This window comes from Crocosphaera sp. Alani8 (assembly GCF_038442745.1).
In the GTDB taxonomy this organism is placed as follows: Bacteria; Cyanobacteriota; Cyanobacteriia; order Cyanobacteriales; family Microcystaceae; genus Crocosphaera.
In genome coordinates this window covers 22,847-37,809 of record NZ_JARVCN010000011.1, presented here as the reverse complement: position 1 = coordinate 37,809, position 14,963 = coordinate 22,847, and the positions used below count along the sequence as shown (strand labels likewise).

The window sequence follows — 14,963 nt, the reverse complement described above, 5'->3', positions numbered from 1 at the left end:
TAAACCACATTCGGCGTAAACTATATAATTGAAACAATCGGAAGGAGTTGGCCCGTGGAACGCACATTTATCATGATCAAACCCGATGGGGTACAACGGGGACTGGTGGGTGAGGTTATTGGTCGTTTTGAAGCCAAAGGGTTTACCTTAGTAGGACTAAAATTCCTCTCAGTGTCTAGAGAATTAGCGGAAGAACACTACGATGTACACAAAGAACGTCCTTTCTTCGGGAGTTTAGTGGATTTTATCTGTTCCTCTCCCGTGGTTGCTATGGTGTGGGAAGGAGAAGGAGTGGTGACTTCTGCACGGAAATTAATTGGCCCAACTAACCCCCTATCTGCCGAACCTGGAACCATTCGAGGAGATTTTGGTGTTGATGTGGGACGAAACCTAATTCATGGTTCTGACGCTATCGAAACTGCCCAAAAAGAGATTAATCTTTGGTTCACCGAAAAAGAGTTAGTTGGTTGGGAACCCACCGCTAAAACTTGGTTATACGAATAATCCCTAATCTAACAAGTTTGTTTAGGTGCGTCAAAAACGCACCTTTTTTTAGTCTCGTTCCCATACCATTTAACTCACATCTTGCTTCTATCACCTAGATAACCCTGGAATAAATTGTTAAAACAAGGGAATCATTTTGTGATTTATCCCATCAAAATAACATTATCAATGACATGAATCACTCCATTATCTGCTTCAATATCAGCAGCAATTACGGTAGCATTTTTCACTTCAAAACCATCGGAACAATCGATAGAAATGGGAGAACCTTCCAAAGAAATAACAGAATTTACTTTAGCTAAATCTGCTTTCATCAATTTACCTGCAACCACATGATAGGTTAAAATACGGGCTAGTTGAGGCACATTCTGGACTAAGGTTTGAATGGTTCCTGGTGGTAGTTTAGCAAAAGCAGCATCGTTGGGGGCAAAAACAGTAAATGGTCCATTTCCTTTTAAAGCATCTACTAAACTAGCTGTTTTAACGGCAGTTACTAAGGTTTCAAAACCTTCTGTATTTACAGCAATATCAACAATATCAGGCATATTTTTTAGGTTATTTTGATGTTCCTTTTCATTGATTATAAACCAAAAATGACCCTATCCTATTAGGTTTAAACTCTAAATTCAGCAGCACTGTAAAAATAATTCAAGAGAACACAGCTATGATAAACTAAAATCGTACTCTTTTAGTTTTTTGTGGATGTTTTCTAAAGAAAATCTTTTTGCTATTTCTTTATTCCCCTATTTAGGTTTTTTATGGTTTCTCACCCGTTCTAAAGAAACCCCTCGTTTAGCTTTGATTGGTTTTTATGTTTTACTAGTTTTTGTTGCGGTGACTATTCCTGCTGGAATTTATGCTAAAGTCCACTATGGGGAGGAGTTAGCTAATGTTGACTGGTTACATGGTAGCGCAGAATCTTTTTTAAGCATATCTAATATTTTGGTTGTTTTGGGGTTTCGCCAAGGAGTTATAGAATACGAGAAAAAACGACAAATAAAACAAACAGATGACTAACAAAATTTGATATTTATTCTACTAAAAATAACTGAAATAGTCAAAGTTACTACAATATTGTTTTGTTTCTACTACTAAACACATCATTATTTATAAATTTATTTTTATCGATACTAAATCAAAACAGTAAAAACTATGCAATGTTTTCCTATTCCATCTTTTTTTGAATCAGAAAAAGTAGATCAATTTTGGAGAGTGCCTTATCAAAAGCGAGCAGAAGAAGCTAAAGAATGGGGTCAAAAATATAAAATATTGCCTTCAAGAGAAGATAAAACTAAAACAATTTTACTCTTAATAGATGTACAAAATACCTTCTGTTTACCCGATTTTGAATTATTTGTTGCTGGAAAATCAGGAAATGGTGCAGTAGAAGATAATATACGTTTGTGTCGATTTATCTATAGAAATTTAGGCAACATTACTACCATCGCAGCCACAATGGATACCCACAAAGCGATGCAAATTTTTCACCCTATTTTTTGGATGGATAAACAAGGAAATCATCCCCAAGCTGGTATTACAATGATTTCTTATGAGGATGTGAAACAAGGAAGATGGAAAGTAAATCCAAATATTGCTAATAACTTCAATATTTCTGTAGAAAAATTGGAAAATCATGCCTTACATTACGTTAAAAAGTTAACAGAAGATAGTAAATATCCCCTCACCATTTGGCCTTATCATTCTATGTTAGGTGGTATTGGCCATGGGTTAGTTTCCTCCGTGGAAGAAGCGTTATTTTTTCATAGTATAGTTCGCAGTAATCAAACACAATTCGAGTTGAAAGGAGATAACCCTTTAACAGAAAATTATTCTGTTTTAAGTCCCGAAGTCTTAAAAAACAGTCAAGGGGAAAAAATAGCGCAAAAAAATACTCAATTTTTGAATAAATTACTTTCTTTTGATAAAATCATAGTCGCAGGTCAAGCAAAAAGCCATTGTGTTGCCTGGACTGTTGAAGATTTACTAACAGAAATTCAACGAAAAGACCCTAGCTTAGCCAAAAAAGTTTATCTGCTTGAAGATTGTACTTCTCCTGTGGTGATTCCCGGTATCATCGACTTCACAGAACAAGCAGAGGTAACCTTTCAACGCTTTTCTGAAGCAGGAATGCACATTATTAACTCCACCAATGATACTATATTTAATCACCTCCCGTAATATGGGTCAATCATTTGCTATGCTTGGTATCAGGAGTGAACGATGATTGCTCTATCTTAAAATCGAGTAATTCTAAAAAAGAGTTAATTATGAACAAAGTCAAAACCTTAGCCGCAAAACTATCTAAACGCTTTATGGCAACTTTAGCTTTATCTGGGTGTTTAATAACTGGTGTGCAAACCCTGTCTGTAGCGAATGGTAATCCAGGATTAGTTATTTTTAGTGGAGTTGAGAATCGCAGCGATATACTAGACTATAAACTAGATTTCAATGGACGACCCAGATTTTATGGGGAACGCATGAGACTGCGAATCTCAAAGAAGAAATTAACCCAAGGGGTGAGTAAGTTTTTTGTTTCATATCTCCAAGATCCCGAGTTCGATGGTAAATTTAATACCAGTTCTGTAGAAGTCCGAGTGGATGGTGAGTCTCTTCCTTTAAGAGAAGTTTACTGGGATAAAGAAAGTCGTGTCATAGAAATTGATTTAGAAGAACCCCTCGAAGCAGGAAATGGTGCTGAAATTGTCTTTTCTAACGTCAAAAATCCCAGTTCTGGTACTTATTACTTCATTGGAGATGTTTTAACCTCGGGACAAATTCCTTTACGGGTTTATGTTGGTACATGGATTGTTTCTTTTTCTCGTACTTAGAACTTATTTTATGGAACTCCCCCAAGTTAAAACACTTGGGGTATTTTTCTCTAACTCACATCTTGCACCTTCGATAAAACTGGCTAGTTTGTTAGCTATCATCTACTGTTAGTAAGATTAAACAAATGCTGAACGCTGTGCGATAGCGCCGGAACGGAGTGAGGAACTGCTGACTAACTTAAGTTTTTCTATATTAAATGCTATTATAATTTCACTGTTCATATCCATGTCAAAAAAAATTCCTCTTTGGTTATGGTGCTTGCTATTAGTATTGACAACAACAGCAACTGTCCAATACTTTCAATATGCAATGATGGCATTAAGTGTTTTTGTCTTGGCATATTCAACAAAGGGAATGCGGAAAAAGCAGAATAAGTCTCACTGAGTACAAAGTATTAAGATTTCTGAAAAATGCGGTTTCCTCTGTTCAGTTTTTCCACCCTGTTAACGGGGACACTATTGATTAGCTGTGGTAACTCTCTTTTAATCACACCGGAAATACCCACAGGAGGACTCAATAGTAAGACTCCCGAAGAATACCCAAGTTATAGCGGAGACGGTCGTTATTTGGCTTTTGCGTCGGAACGCAAAGGACACCGAGACATATATCTCTACGATTTAGAAGAAAAACGTCTTGTCTCTCTACCCAATCTTAACCGTAAAAATTCTAGTCAAGATCAACCTGCATTAAATGCAGATGGACGCTACTTAGTCTATGTTTCCACAGAACGGGGTAGAGCAGATGTTATGATTTACGATCGCAATAAGCAACGGTCTACTTTACTCACTGCTAATGTTCGGGGTTCTGTCAGACAACCGACTATTACGGGAGATGGTTCACAAGTGGCCTTTCAAACTAGTCAACTAGGAGAATGGAATATTGCCATCGTGGATTATCAAACAAGTCCCTAACTATTACTTTCTTTTAACCATTGATTAACATCACCGGCAAAGTCTTCGTAACGACGAAGGGAAGTCACTTTAACATTAACATATTGTCCCATCGCTTTCATAATGGGTAAGGTAAAAATAATCTGGTCAACGGTATCAGGAGAATCTACATTAACAATAGCAATAACCCGTCTTTCTCCAACACATTTCCACAAGTCCACTATGATACCAGCTTTTTTAGCATTCAAGGCTGCTTCTGCTTCCTTTGACCAAATAGAAAACAAATCAGTTTGCGTCATTGTTGGGCCATATTCTACCAAGAAGTCAAGAAGATAAAGCATTTTTTTCCTCGTTATCCATAACTTTCAAGAATAAATTTTGACAATTTTGTTCCTGACTCATAAAAGCAATAAATATGGCAAGATAATACAGTGAACAACAGAGTAGTGGTGACCAATGAATAGTATCCCCGATACAACAAGATTAACTGCTTTAGAAGAATTATTGACCAAACAATTAAATACATCTGGTTTATATTCTATTCCTTTATGGGTTAATTGTTTTCTAGGGGAGGTTTTACTGATTTTAGTGGAACCTTCCCATAATTGTTTTCTTAATTTACAAAAAACTCAATCTTTTTTGTATAAAGTTCTTAAACAAGAGCATTTACATCAAGCTTATTATGTCGAAATATATTACTTAGTTAATGATCAGTATTGTTTCTTAGAATTAGATAATCAACCACATTTGTTAGATATTTTAGCCAGGAAAATCTTTAATCGAGATAATAATATTTTTATTGCTCAACATACAGATTCAGCTTGTAACTGGTATCAACGGGTTATTCACTCTTTAAGTAACAATTTCAAATCAAATCAATCATTATGGTTAGGTGTAGGCGGAAGTTTGACGACCATAACAACAATTGCTGTTTTATATGGGTTGACAAGACCTTGTCTTTTTGATCAGTGTTCAGAAATTAATCAAGCACAAAATATTTATAAACAAACAGAAGTTTTATTAGAATATCCTCTTGCTAATGGAGAAATTGATTTGGCAAAGAATAATTTAGAACGTGCCATAAATTTATTAAATAAAATTCCTTTTTGGTCTGATTACTATGCAGAATCTTCTCGACTCAAAAATAAATACCAAAACCAGCTAGATAATCTATCATTATTCAACAATACTAGAATACAAAAAGCAAAAATAATCTCTCTATCCCAAGAAGAGTCTTTGTCTCTTCAACAATTAGAAATAGTTAAACAAGAATTACAAGGGATAATGTCAACGATAAAATCTATTCAAAATAATGATTTTTTAGAAGAAATAGAAAATAATGAATACGAAAAGTATTCAAATCATCTTCAATCAACTAGCAATAAAATAGCTCAAAAAGAAAAAGAAATCAATAGTTTTAATCAAGCAAAAATGGCAGAAGAATTAGCAGATGATAAAATAAAAAATGCTGATAGTTTAAAAGAATTAGAACTAGTCTATAATACTTGGTTGACAGCGATAGAAAGTTTGCATAATATACAAGAAGGAACATCTTACTATCAAGAATCTCGTATTCTTTTAAAAACATATATTGCCAATAAAAATAGGATTAAAAAGCAAAAAATACAAGAAAAAATAGCTATTAAGATGCATAAAAAAGCTAATGAGTATGAGAATTTAGCCCAAAAAACTGAGCAAAATAATCAATGGTCACAAGCAGTAAATTACTGGAACATGGCTATTACTCATCTTGATAAAGTTCCCAAAAACACCTTTAAATGGAAAGAAGTGCAATCCACAAAATCAGCCTATAGTTTATCATTAGCTAAATCTAAAAAAAGATTAGCTCAAATCACAGAATTGAATAAAATATCATTAGAATTAGACACATTATGTGATATGAAAGGAAAAATATGTAACTATAATATCAAAGAAAAATTAATAAAATTAAAATTAAAATCCCACTACTTAGAACAGTTATGGATGATTGCCTTACAAGCAAAAGCAGAAGGCAATTTACAAATTCAAGTAGAACTTTTAAACCATCTTTCTACCTTTGAACACCGCTTACAAACAATTAGTAATCAAACAGGTAAGGCTATCGAAGTCTATAACCCTGAAGGAAATTTAATAACTGTGTATCATAGGCAACAGTAGAAAGGAACCCAAAATGACAGAATTCTAGGGTGATGCTTTGCACAGGATCGCACTGAATCGGTTATACTGTGCATTGCGTAACAAACAATATAAGCAAATATACTTTATTTACCATCAATGACAACTCCAACCCTTTCTAGTGTGTCTTCGGAATTCTCAGTAACTACTAAAAGCATCCATAAAAAGCCACTTCGGGTCAAAAACAGGAACAATCAGAAGATGAAAGCCAAAGAAACCTATCCAGCAATACAACAAGTCAAGTATTTACATTTACAAGCCGATATTGATGCCCTTCTTAGCCAACTACAAACCATGAAAGGAAACTAGGTAAAAACAGGGTACGTATCTTAGCATTTGCCTTATTTTAACAACAATCTCCTGAGACGATCTTTGATTGGACAGGAGATTTCTACTTTTTGGGTGTTCAGAAAATTCTCATTAAATTAAGCATGACTTAGCTAAGCCTCGTGGTAAGTTACCTAAAAGGGGTAAACAAAATTAGCCAAAATCTCTGCGATCGCATACAGAGATTATTCTCTATAATAGATGTTCCTATAACCTTTTTCCGTAATTGATAAGCTAGGAATAAGCCCATTACCCAGGCTTGATGAGATCCACTAAAATTGCTTGATTATTAACAACGATTATGTCAACCCTTGTTATTGTTGAATCACCCACCAAAGCCCGTACTATCAGAAATTACTTGCCCACAGGATACCAAGTGGAGGCATCTATGGGTCATGTTCGGGATCTTCCAGCTTCAGCCGACGAAATACCAGCCTCTTACAAAGATAAAGATTGGGCTAACTTAGGGGTAAATGTCGAAGATAGCTTTGAACCCATTTATGTCATCCCCAAAGGCAAAAAAAAGGTGGTTCAGGGGTTAAAATCAGCCTTAAAAACCGCAGATGAATTAATCTTGGCCACTGACGAAGATAGAGAAGGGGAAAGCATCAGTTGGCATTTATTACAACTTCTCAAGCCCAAAGTTCCCATCAAACGCATGGTGTTCCACGAAATCACCCGCGAAGCCATCCAAAAATCCCTAAAAAATTGTCGAGATATTGACGAAAACCTAGTTCACGCCCAAGAAACTCGCCGCATTTTAGACCGCTTATACGGTTATACCCTCTCCCCCTTACTTTGGAAAAAAATCGCCTGGGGACTTTCCGCAGGAAGAGTTCAATCTGTGGCGGTACGGTTACTGGTAACACGGGAACGGGACCGCCTCGCCTTCCAATCAGGGGGTTACTGGGATCTCAAAGCCTTGCTGGAAAAAGAAAAAAGTCCCTTTGAAGCCAAGTTAATCACCCTTGGGGGCAAGAAAATCGCTACCGGGTCAGATTTTGACCCCAACACAGGTAAAATCGCTCAGGGACGGAAAGTAGTGTTGCTCAACGAACAAGAAGCCAACACCCTGAAAGAAAAATTAGAGGGAAAAACCTGGACTGTTAATAAGAAGGAAGAAAAAGCCACCACCCGTAAGCCCTATCCTCCTTTCACCACCTCCACTCTGCAACAAGAATCTAACCGTAAACTGGGCATATCGGCGCGAGATACTATGCGGATCGCCCAGAAACTCTACGAAGAAGGTTACATAACCTATATGCGGACTGACTCCGTTCATCTCTCCGACGAAGCCATTAAAGCCGCTAGGAGTTGCGTTACAGAAAAATACGGGAAGGAATATTTAAGCCCTAAACCCCGTCAATATACCACCAAAAGCAAAGGTGCCCAAGAAGCACACGAAGCCATTCGTCCTGCAGGTAACCGCTTCCGTACCCCCCGAGAAACTGGGCTATCGGCACAGGAATTTGGCCTCTATGACCTGATCTGGAAGCGTACCGTCGCTTCTCAGATGGCCAACGCTCAATTAACCCAAATTAGCGTTTATCTGGACGTAGAAGATGCAGGGTTTAGGTCTTCCGGCAAACGAATCGATTTTCCTGGATTTTTCAGGGCTTATGTGGAAGGTTCCGACGATCCAGAAGCGGCGATCGAAGACCAAGAGGTGATTCTACCCCCCCTCCAAGAAGGAGATCATCCCGACTGTAAACAGTTAGATGTATTAGGTCACGAAACCCAACCCCCTGCAAGATATACAGAAGCTTCCTTAGTGAAAATGCTGGAAGGGGAAGGGGTAGGCCGTCCCAGTACCTACGCCAGTATTATCGGTACTATCCGCGATCGGGGTTACGCCCAAATGCGCAGTAAAGCACTGGTTCCCACCTTTACCGCTTTTGCCGTGGTTAATTTACTAGAAAGCCATTTCCCCGAGTTGGTGGATACTAAATTTACCTCAAAAATGGAACAAACCCTCGATGAAATTGCTACAGGGGAGGCGCAGTGGGTTCCCTATCTGAAAACATTTTACTCTGGGGAAGAAGGGTTAGACACTCAGGTTAAGGTACGAGTAGATCAAATCGATCCTGGGGTAGCCAAAGCGATTAATTTGGACAATTTAGACGCAACGGTAAAAATTGGCAAGTTTGGTCCCTATGTCGAAGTGTTGCAAGAGGAAGAAAAAATCACTGCTTCTATTCCTGCTGACTTAACCCCTGCAGATCTCGATCCCGAACAAGTTACCAAACTACTGAAGCAGAAAACCGAAGGTCCAGAGAAGTTGGGGTTACACCCAGAAACCGGAGAAGCTATTTATATTTTGATTGGTAGTTATGGTCCTTATGTGCAGTTGGGAGAGGCCAGTGAGGAGAATAAAAAGCCAAAACGGGCTTCTTTGCCGAAAGGAACCAATGTAGAAAATGTCACCCTAGATATGGCGGTGGGTTTATTGGCCTTACCTCGTTTATTGGGAACCCATCCTGAAACTGGGGCGAAAATTAAAGCCAGTTTGGGACGGTTTGGTCCCTACGTGGTTCATGATCAAGGAAAAGAGGGCAAAGACTATCGATCGCTGAAAAAAGAAGACGATGTCTTAACTATAACCATAGAAAGGGCCCTGGAATTACTGGCACAACCAAAAAGAGGACGGGGTGGTGGTCGTACTAAGAAACCCCTCAAAGAGTTAGGGGTTCATCCCGAAGATCAAGAAGCAGTTAATGTTTATGAGGGTCCCTATGGGATTTATGTTAAACACGGTAAAGTCAACGCTGGTTTACCGGAAGGAGAAACCGTTGAAACTATTACCTTAGAAAAAGCCTTAGAGTTATTAGCAGCCAAGGCTACAACTAAGAAAAAAACCACTCGTAAAACAACAACAAAGAAGACAACCACTAAACGTAAAACCACTAGTAGCAAAAAGTCAAAGTCTGAGACTTAGTGATATAAGTAGAGTGTTTGGGGAGGCAAGAATATAGTAATTAGCGGCCTCCCTCATAGGGAAGATGACAAAAATTATCTTTTTTTGTAACTAAGAGTTATCAGGAAAAGTCAACTCAAAGTCCTCAAGAAGTTCATCAAGTTCTTCAAGAGCTTGTTTAACATCGACTCTTAAAATTCCTAAATCTGGTTTTTCTAAAAGTTCCACCAAAAACCCTCGTTTACCCTCAATCAATTTGACTTGTTCTTGAATCGTTTCCTTATCCATTGCCTTGCTCCCAAAATCAATATCCACTTATAGGATAAACAATCTATAGTCTGATAGTCTACTAAGTATAAAAAATTCTCGTTTAAAAAATAATTTACTGTTTAAGAGTTAACCTCTTTTCATAAAGACCGATCAAAAGGATAATAGAGCTTAAACTAACAGCACAATAAAGGAATTATATGTTACGCAAACTTTCGTTAGCCAGAGTTGGACTAACAGTCGGGGGTATTTTAACTATCATCGGATTTGTGGCCTATGCGGTGGACAATCCTACCCTCAATTTAGCAGGATTTTTCTATGGTGTTCCTATTCTACTGGGGGGACTCGCCCTTAAGGCCGCCGAACTTAAGCCGATCCCTTTCAGTCAAAGTACATCTCCAGAAATTATGGCTTTAAGAGAAGAAAAAGCCACCGCAACTCAAAATCAGATTCGCAAAGATGTCACCCGTTATCGTTATGGACAAGAAGCTCATCTAGATGATTCCCTAGAAAGGTTAGGTTTAAGTCCTACGGATGAAGATAGACCAGTTTTGGTTGCTATTCGCGAAGAAAATGTTGCAGGAAACTATGGATTAATCTTAGAATTTGAATCCCCTTTTATCACCTTAGAAACATGGCAAGACAAAAAAGAAAAAATAGCTAAATTTTTTGGACCAGGTATTACAGTGATAATTGATCCAAAAGAAGATAATAAAATAGATATTTTTTTAGTTAGCTCAGAAAGTAATCAAGAAAATTAAAACAAAGGTAACAGGATTTCGCTAAGATTCCTGCTACCTAAATCAATCTATTTACTTTCTATAATTTGCCTAGTTATCTGAGTTATACATAAGAAAGTCGGCAGACAACTGGTCAAAATCAATAGTATATAACGCTGATTATCTCGTTAAAAAAATTTAACTCCTAACTCCAAACTCAGGTTAGTTACATTCTATCGATAATTTTCTGAACAATTTCCATCCCACTAATAGCTTGCCAACCGAATAAACCGACAATAGCTATATTGACAGTAATATGAGTGTAACGAGCTAATTCATTCCCTTTCTGCATTAAAGGAGAAAGAGAAGCAGAAACTGCGATCAGAGCGGTGATGGCTAAACCAACTAATAAGTGAGGGCCGACAAATAATCTACCATTGTTTATGTAAGTAACAGCCATACCACCGATGTTACCCAATACCATCAGACTCAAAACTAGTGAACCTATCTGATAGTGTCGATTACGAAAATCCTTCTTTACTAATTCTTTCTTGGTATCTTTATCAGCAAAACGAATACGTCGCCATTGAAGACCCAAGTATAACGCATAAATTGTCAGGGCAAATAAAGCCCACATGAGAACAGGATGGCCAAACTGTGACCACACTTTTATAGGTTCTGGAATATCTATAGACATAAAGTGTTCCCTACTAAGGTGTAAGAGTAAGTTACAAAACTTAACTTAACATAGATTGTAGGCCATTGAGTGGTTTGACACAATCAAAAATGAACTAAATTTTTCGGGAGTCAACAAAAAATGCTACTCAAAATGCGCCGAGTTATTGTTGTTTATTCTGTTCTTCTCCTTTTATTAACATCTTGTGCTACCCAAACCCCGTCGCGGTTTGAACAAGCACAACAAGAAAGCAGTCAAAGAGGGAGTAGTGCAGTTGTTAAAGAATCAGAATCTGGAGGGAGTTTTAACAAGTTTTTCCCCCCTTCTGGTGATGGATATGAGCGTGTTTACACCCAAGAGAAAAAAGGATTTGCAGAAGCAAAGCTGAAAAAAGATGGCAAAGATGTGGCGTTATTAGCCATTTCTGATACCCTTAATAATCCTGATGCTACGAAAAAATTTGAGAAAAGTGACCAAACTATCAAAGGCTATCCTGCGGTTTCTCAAGGTAAAACTGGGACTTCTGTGTTAGTAGGTAACCGCTTTCAGGTTAAGGTTTTGTCCCGTAATCCTGCTTTTTCTGAGAGCGATCGCCAAACTTGGTTAGAAAAGTTTGACCTCGGTGGGTTATCAAAGTTGAAGTAAACAACGTTTCATAATTGCTAGAGCAAATTTAAGGTTAGCTTGTGTCCATACTAAAGGAGTAGGAAATCCTGGGACATAAGCTTCTTTTTCCAGCTAATAGAGTCCACGACATTTGAAGTCACAAAAATGGTTATTTGATGGGGTAATTTCCCTCAAAGAACAGTTAAATCAATAAATTATTTTAAAAATTTTTATCCTCTTTAGGTTGTTGAGATTTTTTATCAACAACACCATAGATAATGGGATAAAAAATATATGATTGTACTTTGGTAATTCTTTATTGTTATTTCTAAGCCATTGTTCCCTTAATAAATTAATTATTGTTACTTTATTCTCATCATTGCATTTAACACTTCTAGTAACCTGGCGAAATTATACACGAAGTTATACATTAACGCTAACATCGCAACCGTTTACAAGGCGCATAATGAGGCAAGGGACGAACAACGATAAGTTAAACGCATAGCATGAAAACCATCAACATTCTGGATGTCAAGATTGACAACCTTTCAACGCAAGAATTACTAAAATCCCTTACCCGTAAAGGTGGAGTTGTGGTTACACCCAATGTAGATCATCTGATGAAACTCCGTAAGGATGCTGAGTTACGGGAAGTGTATCAAGAGTCTGATTATCGGGTTTGTGATAGTAAAATTGTTCAGTTTGCTTCGCACTTTTTGGGGACACCCATTCGAGAAAAGATTTCAGGCTCAGACTTGTTTCCTGCTTTTTATGAATATCATAAAGACAACGAGGATATTACCATCTTTCTTTTGGGAGCTCAAGAAGGAGTTGCAAAAATAGCTCAAGAAAAAATTAATCAAAAAGTAGGTAGAAATATTATCGTAGATTGTTATTCTCCTACATTTGGATTCGAGAAAAATGAGGAAGAATGCCAAGAAATTATAAAAAAAATTAAAGCATCTAAGGCGACAGTGGTTGCTGTAGGTTTGGGTGCGCCAAAACAAGAAAAATGGATTAATTACTATAAGCAGCAATTACCAGAAGTGAGAATATTTTTAGCGATCGGTGCTACTATTGACTTTGAAGCAGGTTACAAAAATCGTTCTCCCCAATGGATGAGTGAAGCAGGTTTAGAGTGGTTATACCGTTTACTATCTGAACCGCAACGACTCTGGAAACGCTATTTAGTTGAAAGTATGCCTTTCTTTGCTTTAATTTTGCGTCAAAGAATTACCTCAACAATTAAAAGGAGATCTCTATTTTCAAGAAAGTTTAATTTTTCTAAGAAAGAAGAGATTAAGTAGGGAGAAACTATGTTTGTTAGGGTTGGAAGTCTAATCCTAACTGAAACCTCTGATAGTTAATTGAATGATTTGAGTAATTGTTTGAGTAATTGGTCGTAGCATTTCGAGTATGGGACAAAAAGATATGGTGTTTAGATAAACTGATTCTATTTTAGCTTTAATGCGAAATGTAATCACTTTAATAGTTATACAATGAGGGCAATTATTAAAGGTTCAGGAATGACAGTTAAAGTGCTTAAGAGGCTTTTATAAATAATCAAGTAGGGTGAGTTAAGCTAATTAGGACTTTTTGGAATCAGCTATAATTTTTATTATGCCGTAACGCACCAGATTTTCTAGGGGTTACCTATCCACCCAAACATCTTGGCTAAACCTCCTAATAAAGCAACAATTAAACCAATTATAACACCGCGATTAATAAACTCTTGATAATCTAATCTTTTTCCTAAACCATCTACTTTTTCCTCTAATCTTGCTTGTCCTACTTTTAGATCCGTGAGGTCTTTTTGCATGGTGTCTAACTTGTTCTCAATGCGCTTCAGAATGTCTGTTAGGTCATAAGTAACGGTCGTTGGTTCGTTCATAAGTTAAACTCCTGATACTGATAGTATACACCATAATTAATTGAGAGGTATAAAGATATTACTATGAATCCAAGACAACTAGAAATCTGGGCATTAAATGTTATTGATATGGTTAAATCAGGTAAGTATCAAGAAGATGATTTAGTTGAATTAAAAACAGAATTACCCGAACCCAATGCAAAAATTGCCCGTCGTATTGCTGGACACGCAAATACAGCTAGAGGAGAAAATATATTATGGTTAATTGGTATTGATGAAAAATCAGAAACGAATAAAATACCAGGATTTAATAACAATATTGATTTAGCTAATTGGTATCCTTCTCTACAAAAATATTTTATCGAACTTGCTCCTAAATAACACTACCTGTTAATGTTTATATAGATGACAAGATTGTTTTGGCGTTAGGATTTGAAACAGATCGCAGTCCTTTTGTTGTTAAAAATCAAAAAGATCATAATTTTAATGAGGTTCCCTGGAGAGAAGGTACTAGAGTTAGATCAGCACGTCGTTCTGATTTAATTTTGTTGCTTTCTCCTATTGAAAAGTTACCTGATGTTGAAATCGTTTACAAAGAAATTAGACGAAATAAACAAGAACTTAAACTAGAAATTTATATAAATCCTAAAAGTGAAACTAGACTTGCCATTCCATTTCATCGTTGTAAAGGAACTATTTATATTACTGAACATGATCTAGAAAAATTTGTCAATCGGGAAGATGATTATACTTTAACTAGAGAGTATTCTATTAGTATTTTTTCCGAGGATATTGATCCAGAAAACACAAATATGATGATACAAACTTCAACTGATGATATTATTGTTAGAGGTCCAGGAATGGTTAATTTATTAGTTGATTTATCGAATTATAATTTAAAAATCAGCGACAGAGATAGATATAACTATGATTATTGTATGGATATAGAAATTGAACTATTTACAACAATATCAGATCGTCCTGTGATCTTAAAAACAAATATATATTTGAGCGAGATTTTTAATTTTTAATAAATATGGCGATCTCTAAGGGAAGTAATGGTTTCTAGCTGTTGCGCGAAGGTAAGAGTTCTCAAAATAGATGCGATCGTTAACAAAAAAATTACGTTTAACTCCCCGTCTCCCCAAACTCCTCACACTCCCCAACCCTCCCAGTCTCCCCAAAC

At 36.7% G+C, this 14,963-nt stretch carries 17 protein-coding genes; 12 read left to right on the top strand and 5 right to left on the bottom strand.

What is annotated here, in order from left to right; genetic code table 11:
• Positions 1–54: 54 nt before the first annotated feature.
• Positions 55–504 (top strand): nucleoside-diphosphate kinase, encoded by a 450-nt coding sequence (gene ndk, locus P9B04_RS00905; RefSeq protein WP_342053114.1) that lies wholly within the window; start codon positions 55–57, stop codon positions 502–504.
• Between the two features lie 143 nt (positions 505–647).
• Here the strand turns inward: ndk and P9B04_RS00900 are convergent, their stop codons facing one another.
• The gene (locus P9B04_RS00900; protein WP_342053113.1) at positions 648–1,049 is read right to left on the bottom strand and encodes a fasciclin domain-containing protein; all 402 of its coding nucleotides are present in this window, start codon (positions 1,047–1,049) and stop codon (positions 648–650) included.
• 157 nt (positions 1,050–1,206) lie between these two features.
• On the opposite strand from P9B04_RS00900, the gene P9B04_RS00895 reads away from it, so the two are divergent.
• From P9B04_RS00895 to P9B04_RS00880, 4 genes are all read left to right on the top strand, one after another.
• Entirely contained in the window at positions 1,207–1,521 is a 315-nt protein-coding gene (locus tag P9B04_RS00895; protein WP_342053112.1) for a DUF3593 domain-containing protein, read from the top strand.
• A 135-nt stretch (positions 1,522–1,656) separates the two neighbouring features.
• Entirely contained in the window at positions 1,657–2,682 is a 1,026-nt protein-coding gene (locus P9B04_RS00890) for an isochorismatase (RefSeq protein ID WP_342053111.1), read from the top strand.
• 89 nt (positions 2,683–2,771) lie between these two features.
• The gene (locus P9B04_RS00885; RefSeq protein WP_342053110.1) at positions 2,772–3,332 is read left to right on the top strand and encodes a DUF2808 domain-containing protein; all 561 of its coding nucleotides are present in this window, start codon (positions 2,772–2,774) and stop codon (positions 3,330–3,332) included.
• A 411-nt stretch (positions 3,333–3,743) separates the two neighbouring features.
• The gene (locus tag P9B04_RS00880) at positions 3,744–4,244 is read left to right on the top strand and encodes a TolB family protein (RefSeq protein WP_342053109.1); all 501 of its coding nucleotides are present in this window, start codon (positions 3,744–3,746) and stop codon (positions 4,242–4,244) included.
• Here P9B04_RS00880 and P9B04_RS00875 read toward each other — a convergent pair.
• The gene (locus P9B04_RS00875; protein WP_342053108.1) at positions 4,241–4,564 is read right to left on the bottom strand and encodes a muconolactone Delta-isomerase; all 324 of its coding nucleotides are present in this window, start codon (positions 4,562–4,564) and stop codon (positions 4,241–4,243) included. The two genes, P9B04_RS00880 and P9B04_RS00875, sit on opposite strands and share 4 nt — an antisense overlap.
• A 163-nt stretch (positions 4,565–4,727) precedes the next feature.
• On the opposite strand from P9B04_RS00875, the gene P9B04_RS00870 reads away from it, so the two are divergent.
• Positions 4,728–6,380 (top strand): hypothetical protein, encoded by a 1,653-nt coding sequence (locus P9B04_RS00870; protein ID WP_342053107.1) that lies wholly within the window; start codon positions 4,728–4,730, stop codon positions 6,378–6,380.
• A 646-nt stretch (positions 6,381–7,026) separates the two neighbouring features.
• On the top strand, positions 7,027–9,660 hold the full coding sequence (gene topA, locus P9B04_RS00865; RefSeq protein WP_342053106.1) for a type I DNA topoisomerase: 2,634 nt from the start codon (positions 7,027–7,029) through the stop codon (positions 9,658–9,660).
• Positions 9,661–9,750: 90 nt separating this feature from the next.
• Here topA and P9B04_RS00860 read toward each other — a convergent pair whose 3' ends face one another.
• A complete protein-coding gene (locus tag P9B04_RS00860; protein ID WP_342053105.1) occupies positions 9,751–9,927 on the bottom strand; it encodes a hypothetical protein in 177 nt (58 codons plus the stop codon).
• Between the two features lie 179 nt (positions 9,928–10,106).
• Between P9B04_RS00860 and P9B04_RS00855 the strand changes: the two genes are divergently transcribed.
• A complete protein-coding gene (locus P9B04_RS00855; protein WP_342053104.1) occupies positions 10,107–10,667 on the top strand; it encodes a DUF2854 domain-containing protein in 561 nt (186 codons plus the stop codon).
• Between the two features lie 184 nt (positions 10,668–10,851).
• On the opposite strand, the gene P9B04_RS00850 is transcribed toward P9B04_RS00855, so the two are convergent.
• Positions 10,852–11,322: a DUF4079 domain-containing protein gene (locus P9B04_RS00850; RefSeq protein WP_342053103.1), complete on the bottom strand. Its 471-nt coding sequence runs from the start codon at positions 11,320–11,322 to the stop codon at positions 10,852–10,854.
• 120 nt (positions 11,323–11,442) lie between these two features.
• Between P9B04_RS00850 and P9B04_RS00845 the strand changes: the two genes are divergently transcribed.
• Entirely contained in the window at positions 11,443–11,946 is a 504-nt protein-coding gene (locus P9B04_RS00845; protein ID WP_342053102.1) for a hypothetical protein, read from the top strand.
• 467 nt (positions 11,947–12,413) lie between these two features.
• Positions 12,414–13,214 carry a WecB/TagA/CpsF family glycosyltransferase gene (locus P9B04_RS00840; protein ID WP_342053101.1) on the top strand — a complete coding sequence of 267 codons (801 nt, stop codon included), beginning with the start codon at positions 12,414–12,416 and terminating at the stop codon, positions 13,212–13,214.
• Positions 13,215–13,549: 335 nt separating this feature from the next.
• Here the strand turns inward: P9B04_RS00840 and P9B04_RS00835 are convergent, their stop codons facing one another.
• Positions 13,550–13,798, bottom strand: a complete 249-nt coding sequence (locus tag P9B04_RS00835; protein WP_342053100.1) for a hypothetical protein — start codon at positions 13,796–13,798, stop codon at positions 13,550–13,552.
• 63 nt (positions 13,799–13,861) lie between these two features.
• Here P9B04_RS00835 and P9B04_RS00830 point away from each other — a divergent pair, with 63 nt between their 5' ends.
• Positions 13,862–14,158 carry a hypothetical protein gene (locus P9B04_RS00830; protein ID WP_342053099.1) on the top strand — a complete coding sequence of 99 codons (297 nt, stop codon included), beginning with the start codon at positions 13,862–13,864 and terminating at the stop codon, positions 14,156–14,158.
• 38 nt (positions 14,159–14,196) lie between these two features.
• Entirely contained in the window at positions 14,197–14,808 is a 612-nt protein-coding gene (locus P9B04_RS00825; RefSeq protein WP_342053098.1) for a hypothetical protein, read from the top strand.
• The last annotated feature ends 155 nt before the right edge of the window (positions 14,809–14,963 follow it).

Excerpts from the sequence above, each read along its gene's own strand:
- P9B04_RS00900 (WP_342053113.1), bottom strand. The coding sequence starts at position 1,049 with ATGCCTGATATTGTTGATATTGCTGTAAATACAGAAGGTTTTGAAACC.
- P9B04_RS00895 (WP_342053112.1), top strand. The coding sequence starts at position 1,207 with ATGTTTTCTAAAGAAAATCTTTTTGCTATTTCTTTATTCCCCTATTTA.
- P9B04_RS00890 (WP_342053111.1), top strand. The coding sequence starts at position 1,657 with ATGCAATGTTTTCCTATTCCATCTTTTTTTGAATCAGAAAAAGTAGAT.
- P9B04_RS00885 (WP_342053110.1), top strand. The coding sequence starts at position 2,772 with ATGAACAAAGTCAAAACCTTAGCCGCAAAACTATCTAAACGCTTTATG.
- P9B04_RS00880 (WP_342053109.1), top strand. The coding sequence starts at position 3,744 with ATGCGGTTTCCTCTGTTCAGTTTTTCCACCCTGTTAACGGGGACACTA.
- P9B04_RS00875 (WP_342053108.1), bottom strand. The coding sequence starts at position 4,564 with ATGCTTTATCTTCTTGACTTCTTGGTAGAATATGGCCCAACAATGACG.
- topA (WP_342053106.1), top strand. The coding sequence starts at position 7,027 with ATGTCAACCCTTGTTATTGTTGAATCACCCACCAAAGCCCGTACTATC.
- P9B04_RS00860 (WP_342053105.1), bottom strand. The coding sequence starts at position 9,927 with ATGGATAAGGAAACGATTCAAGAACAAGTCAAATTGATTGAGGGTAAA.
- P9B04_RS00855 (WP_342053104.1), top strand. The coding sequence starts at position 10,107 with ATGTTACGCAAACTTTCGTTAGCCAGAGTTGGACTAACAGTCGGGGGT.
- P9B04_RS00850 (WP_342053103.1), bottom strand. The coding sequence starts at position 11,322 with ATGTCTATAGATATTCCAGAACCTATAAAAGTGTGGTCACAGTTTGGC.
- P9B04_RS00845 (WP_342053102.1), top strand. The coding sequence starts at position 11,443 with ATGCTACTCAAAATGCGCCGAGTTATTGTTGTTTATTCTGTTCTTCTC.
- P9B04_RS00840 (WP_342053101.1), top strand. The coding sequence starts at position 12,414 with ATGAAAACCATCAACATTCTGGATGTCAAGATTGACAACCTTTCAACG.
- P9B04_RS00835 (WP_342053100.1), bottom strand. The coding sequence starts at position 13,798 with ATGAACGAACCAACGACCGTTACTTATGACCTAACAGACATTCTGAAG.
- P9B04_RS00830 (WP_342053099.1), top strand. The coding sequence starts at position 13,862 with ATGAATCCAAGACAACTAGAAATCTGGGCATTAAATGTTATTGATATG.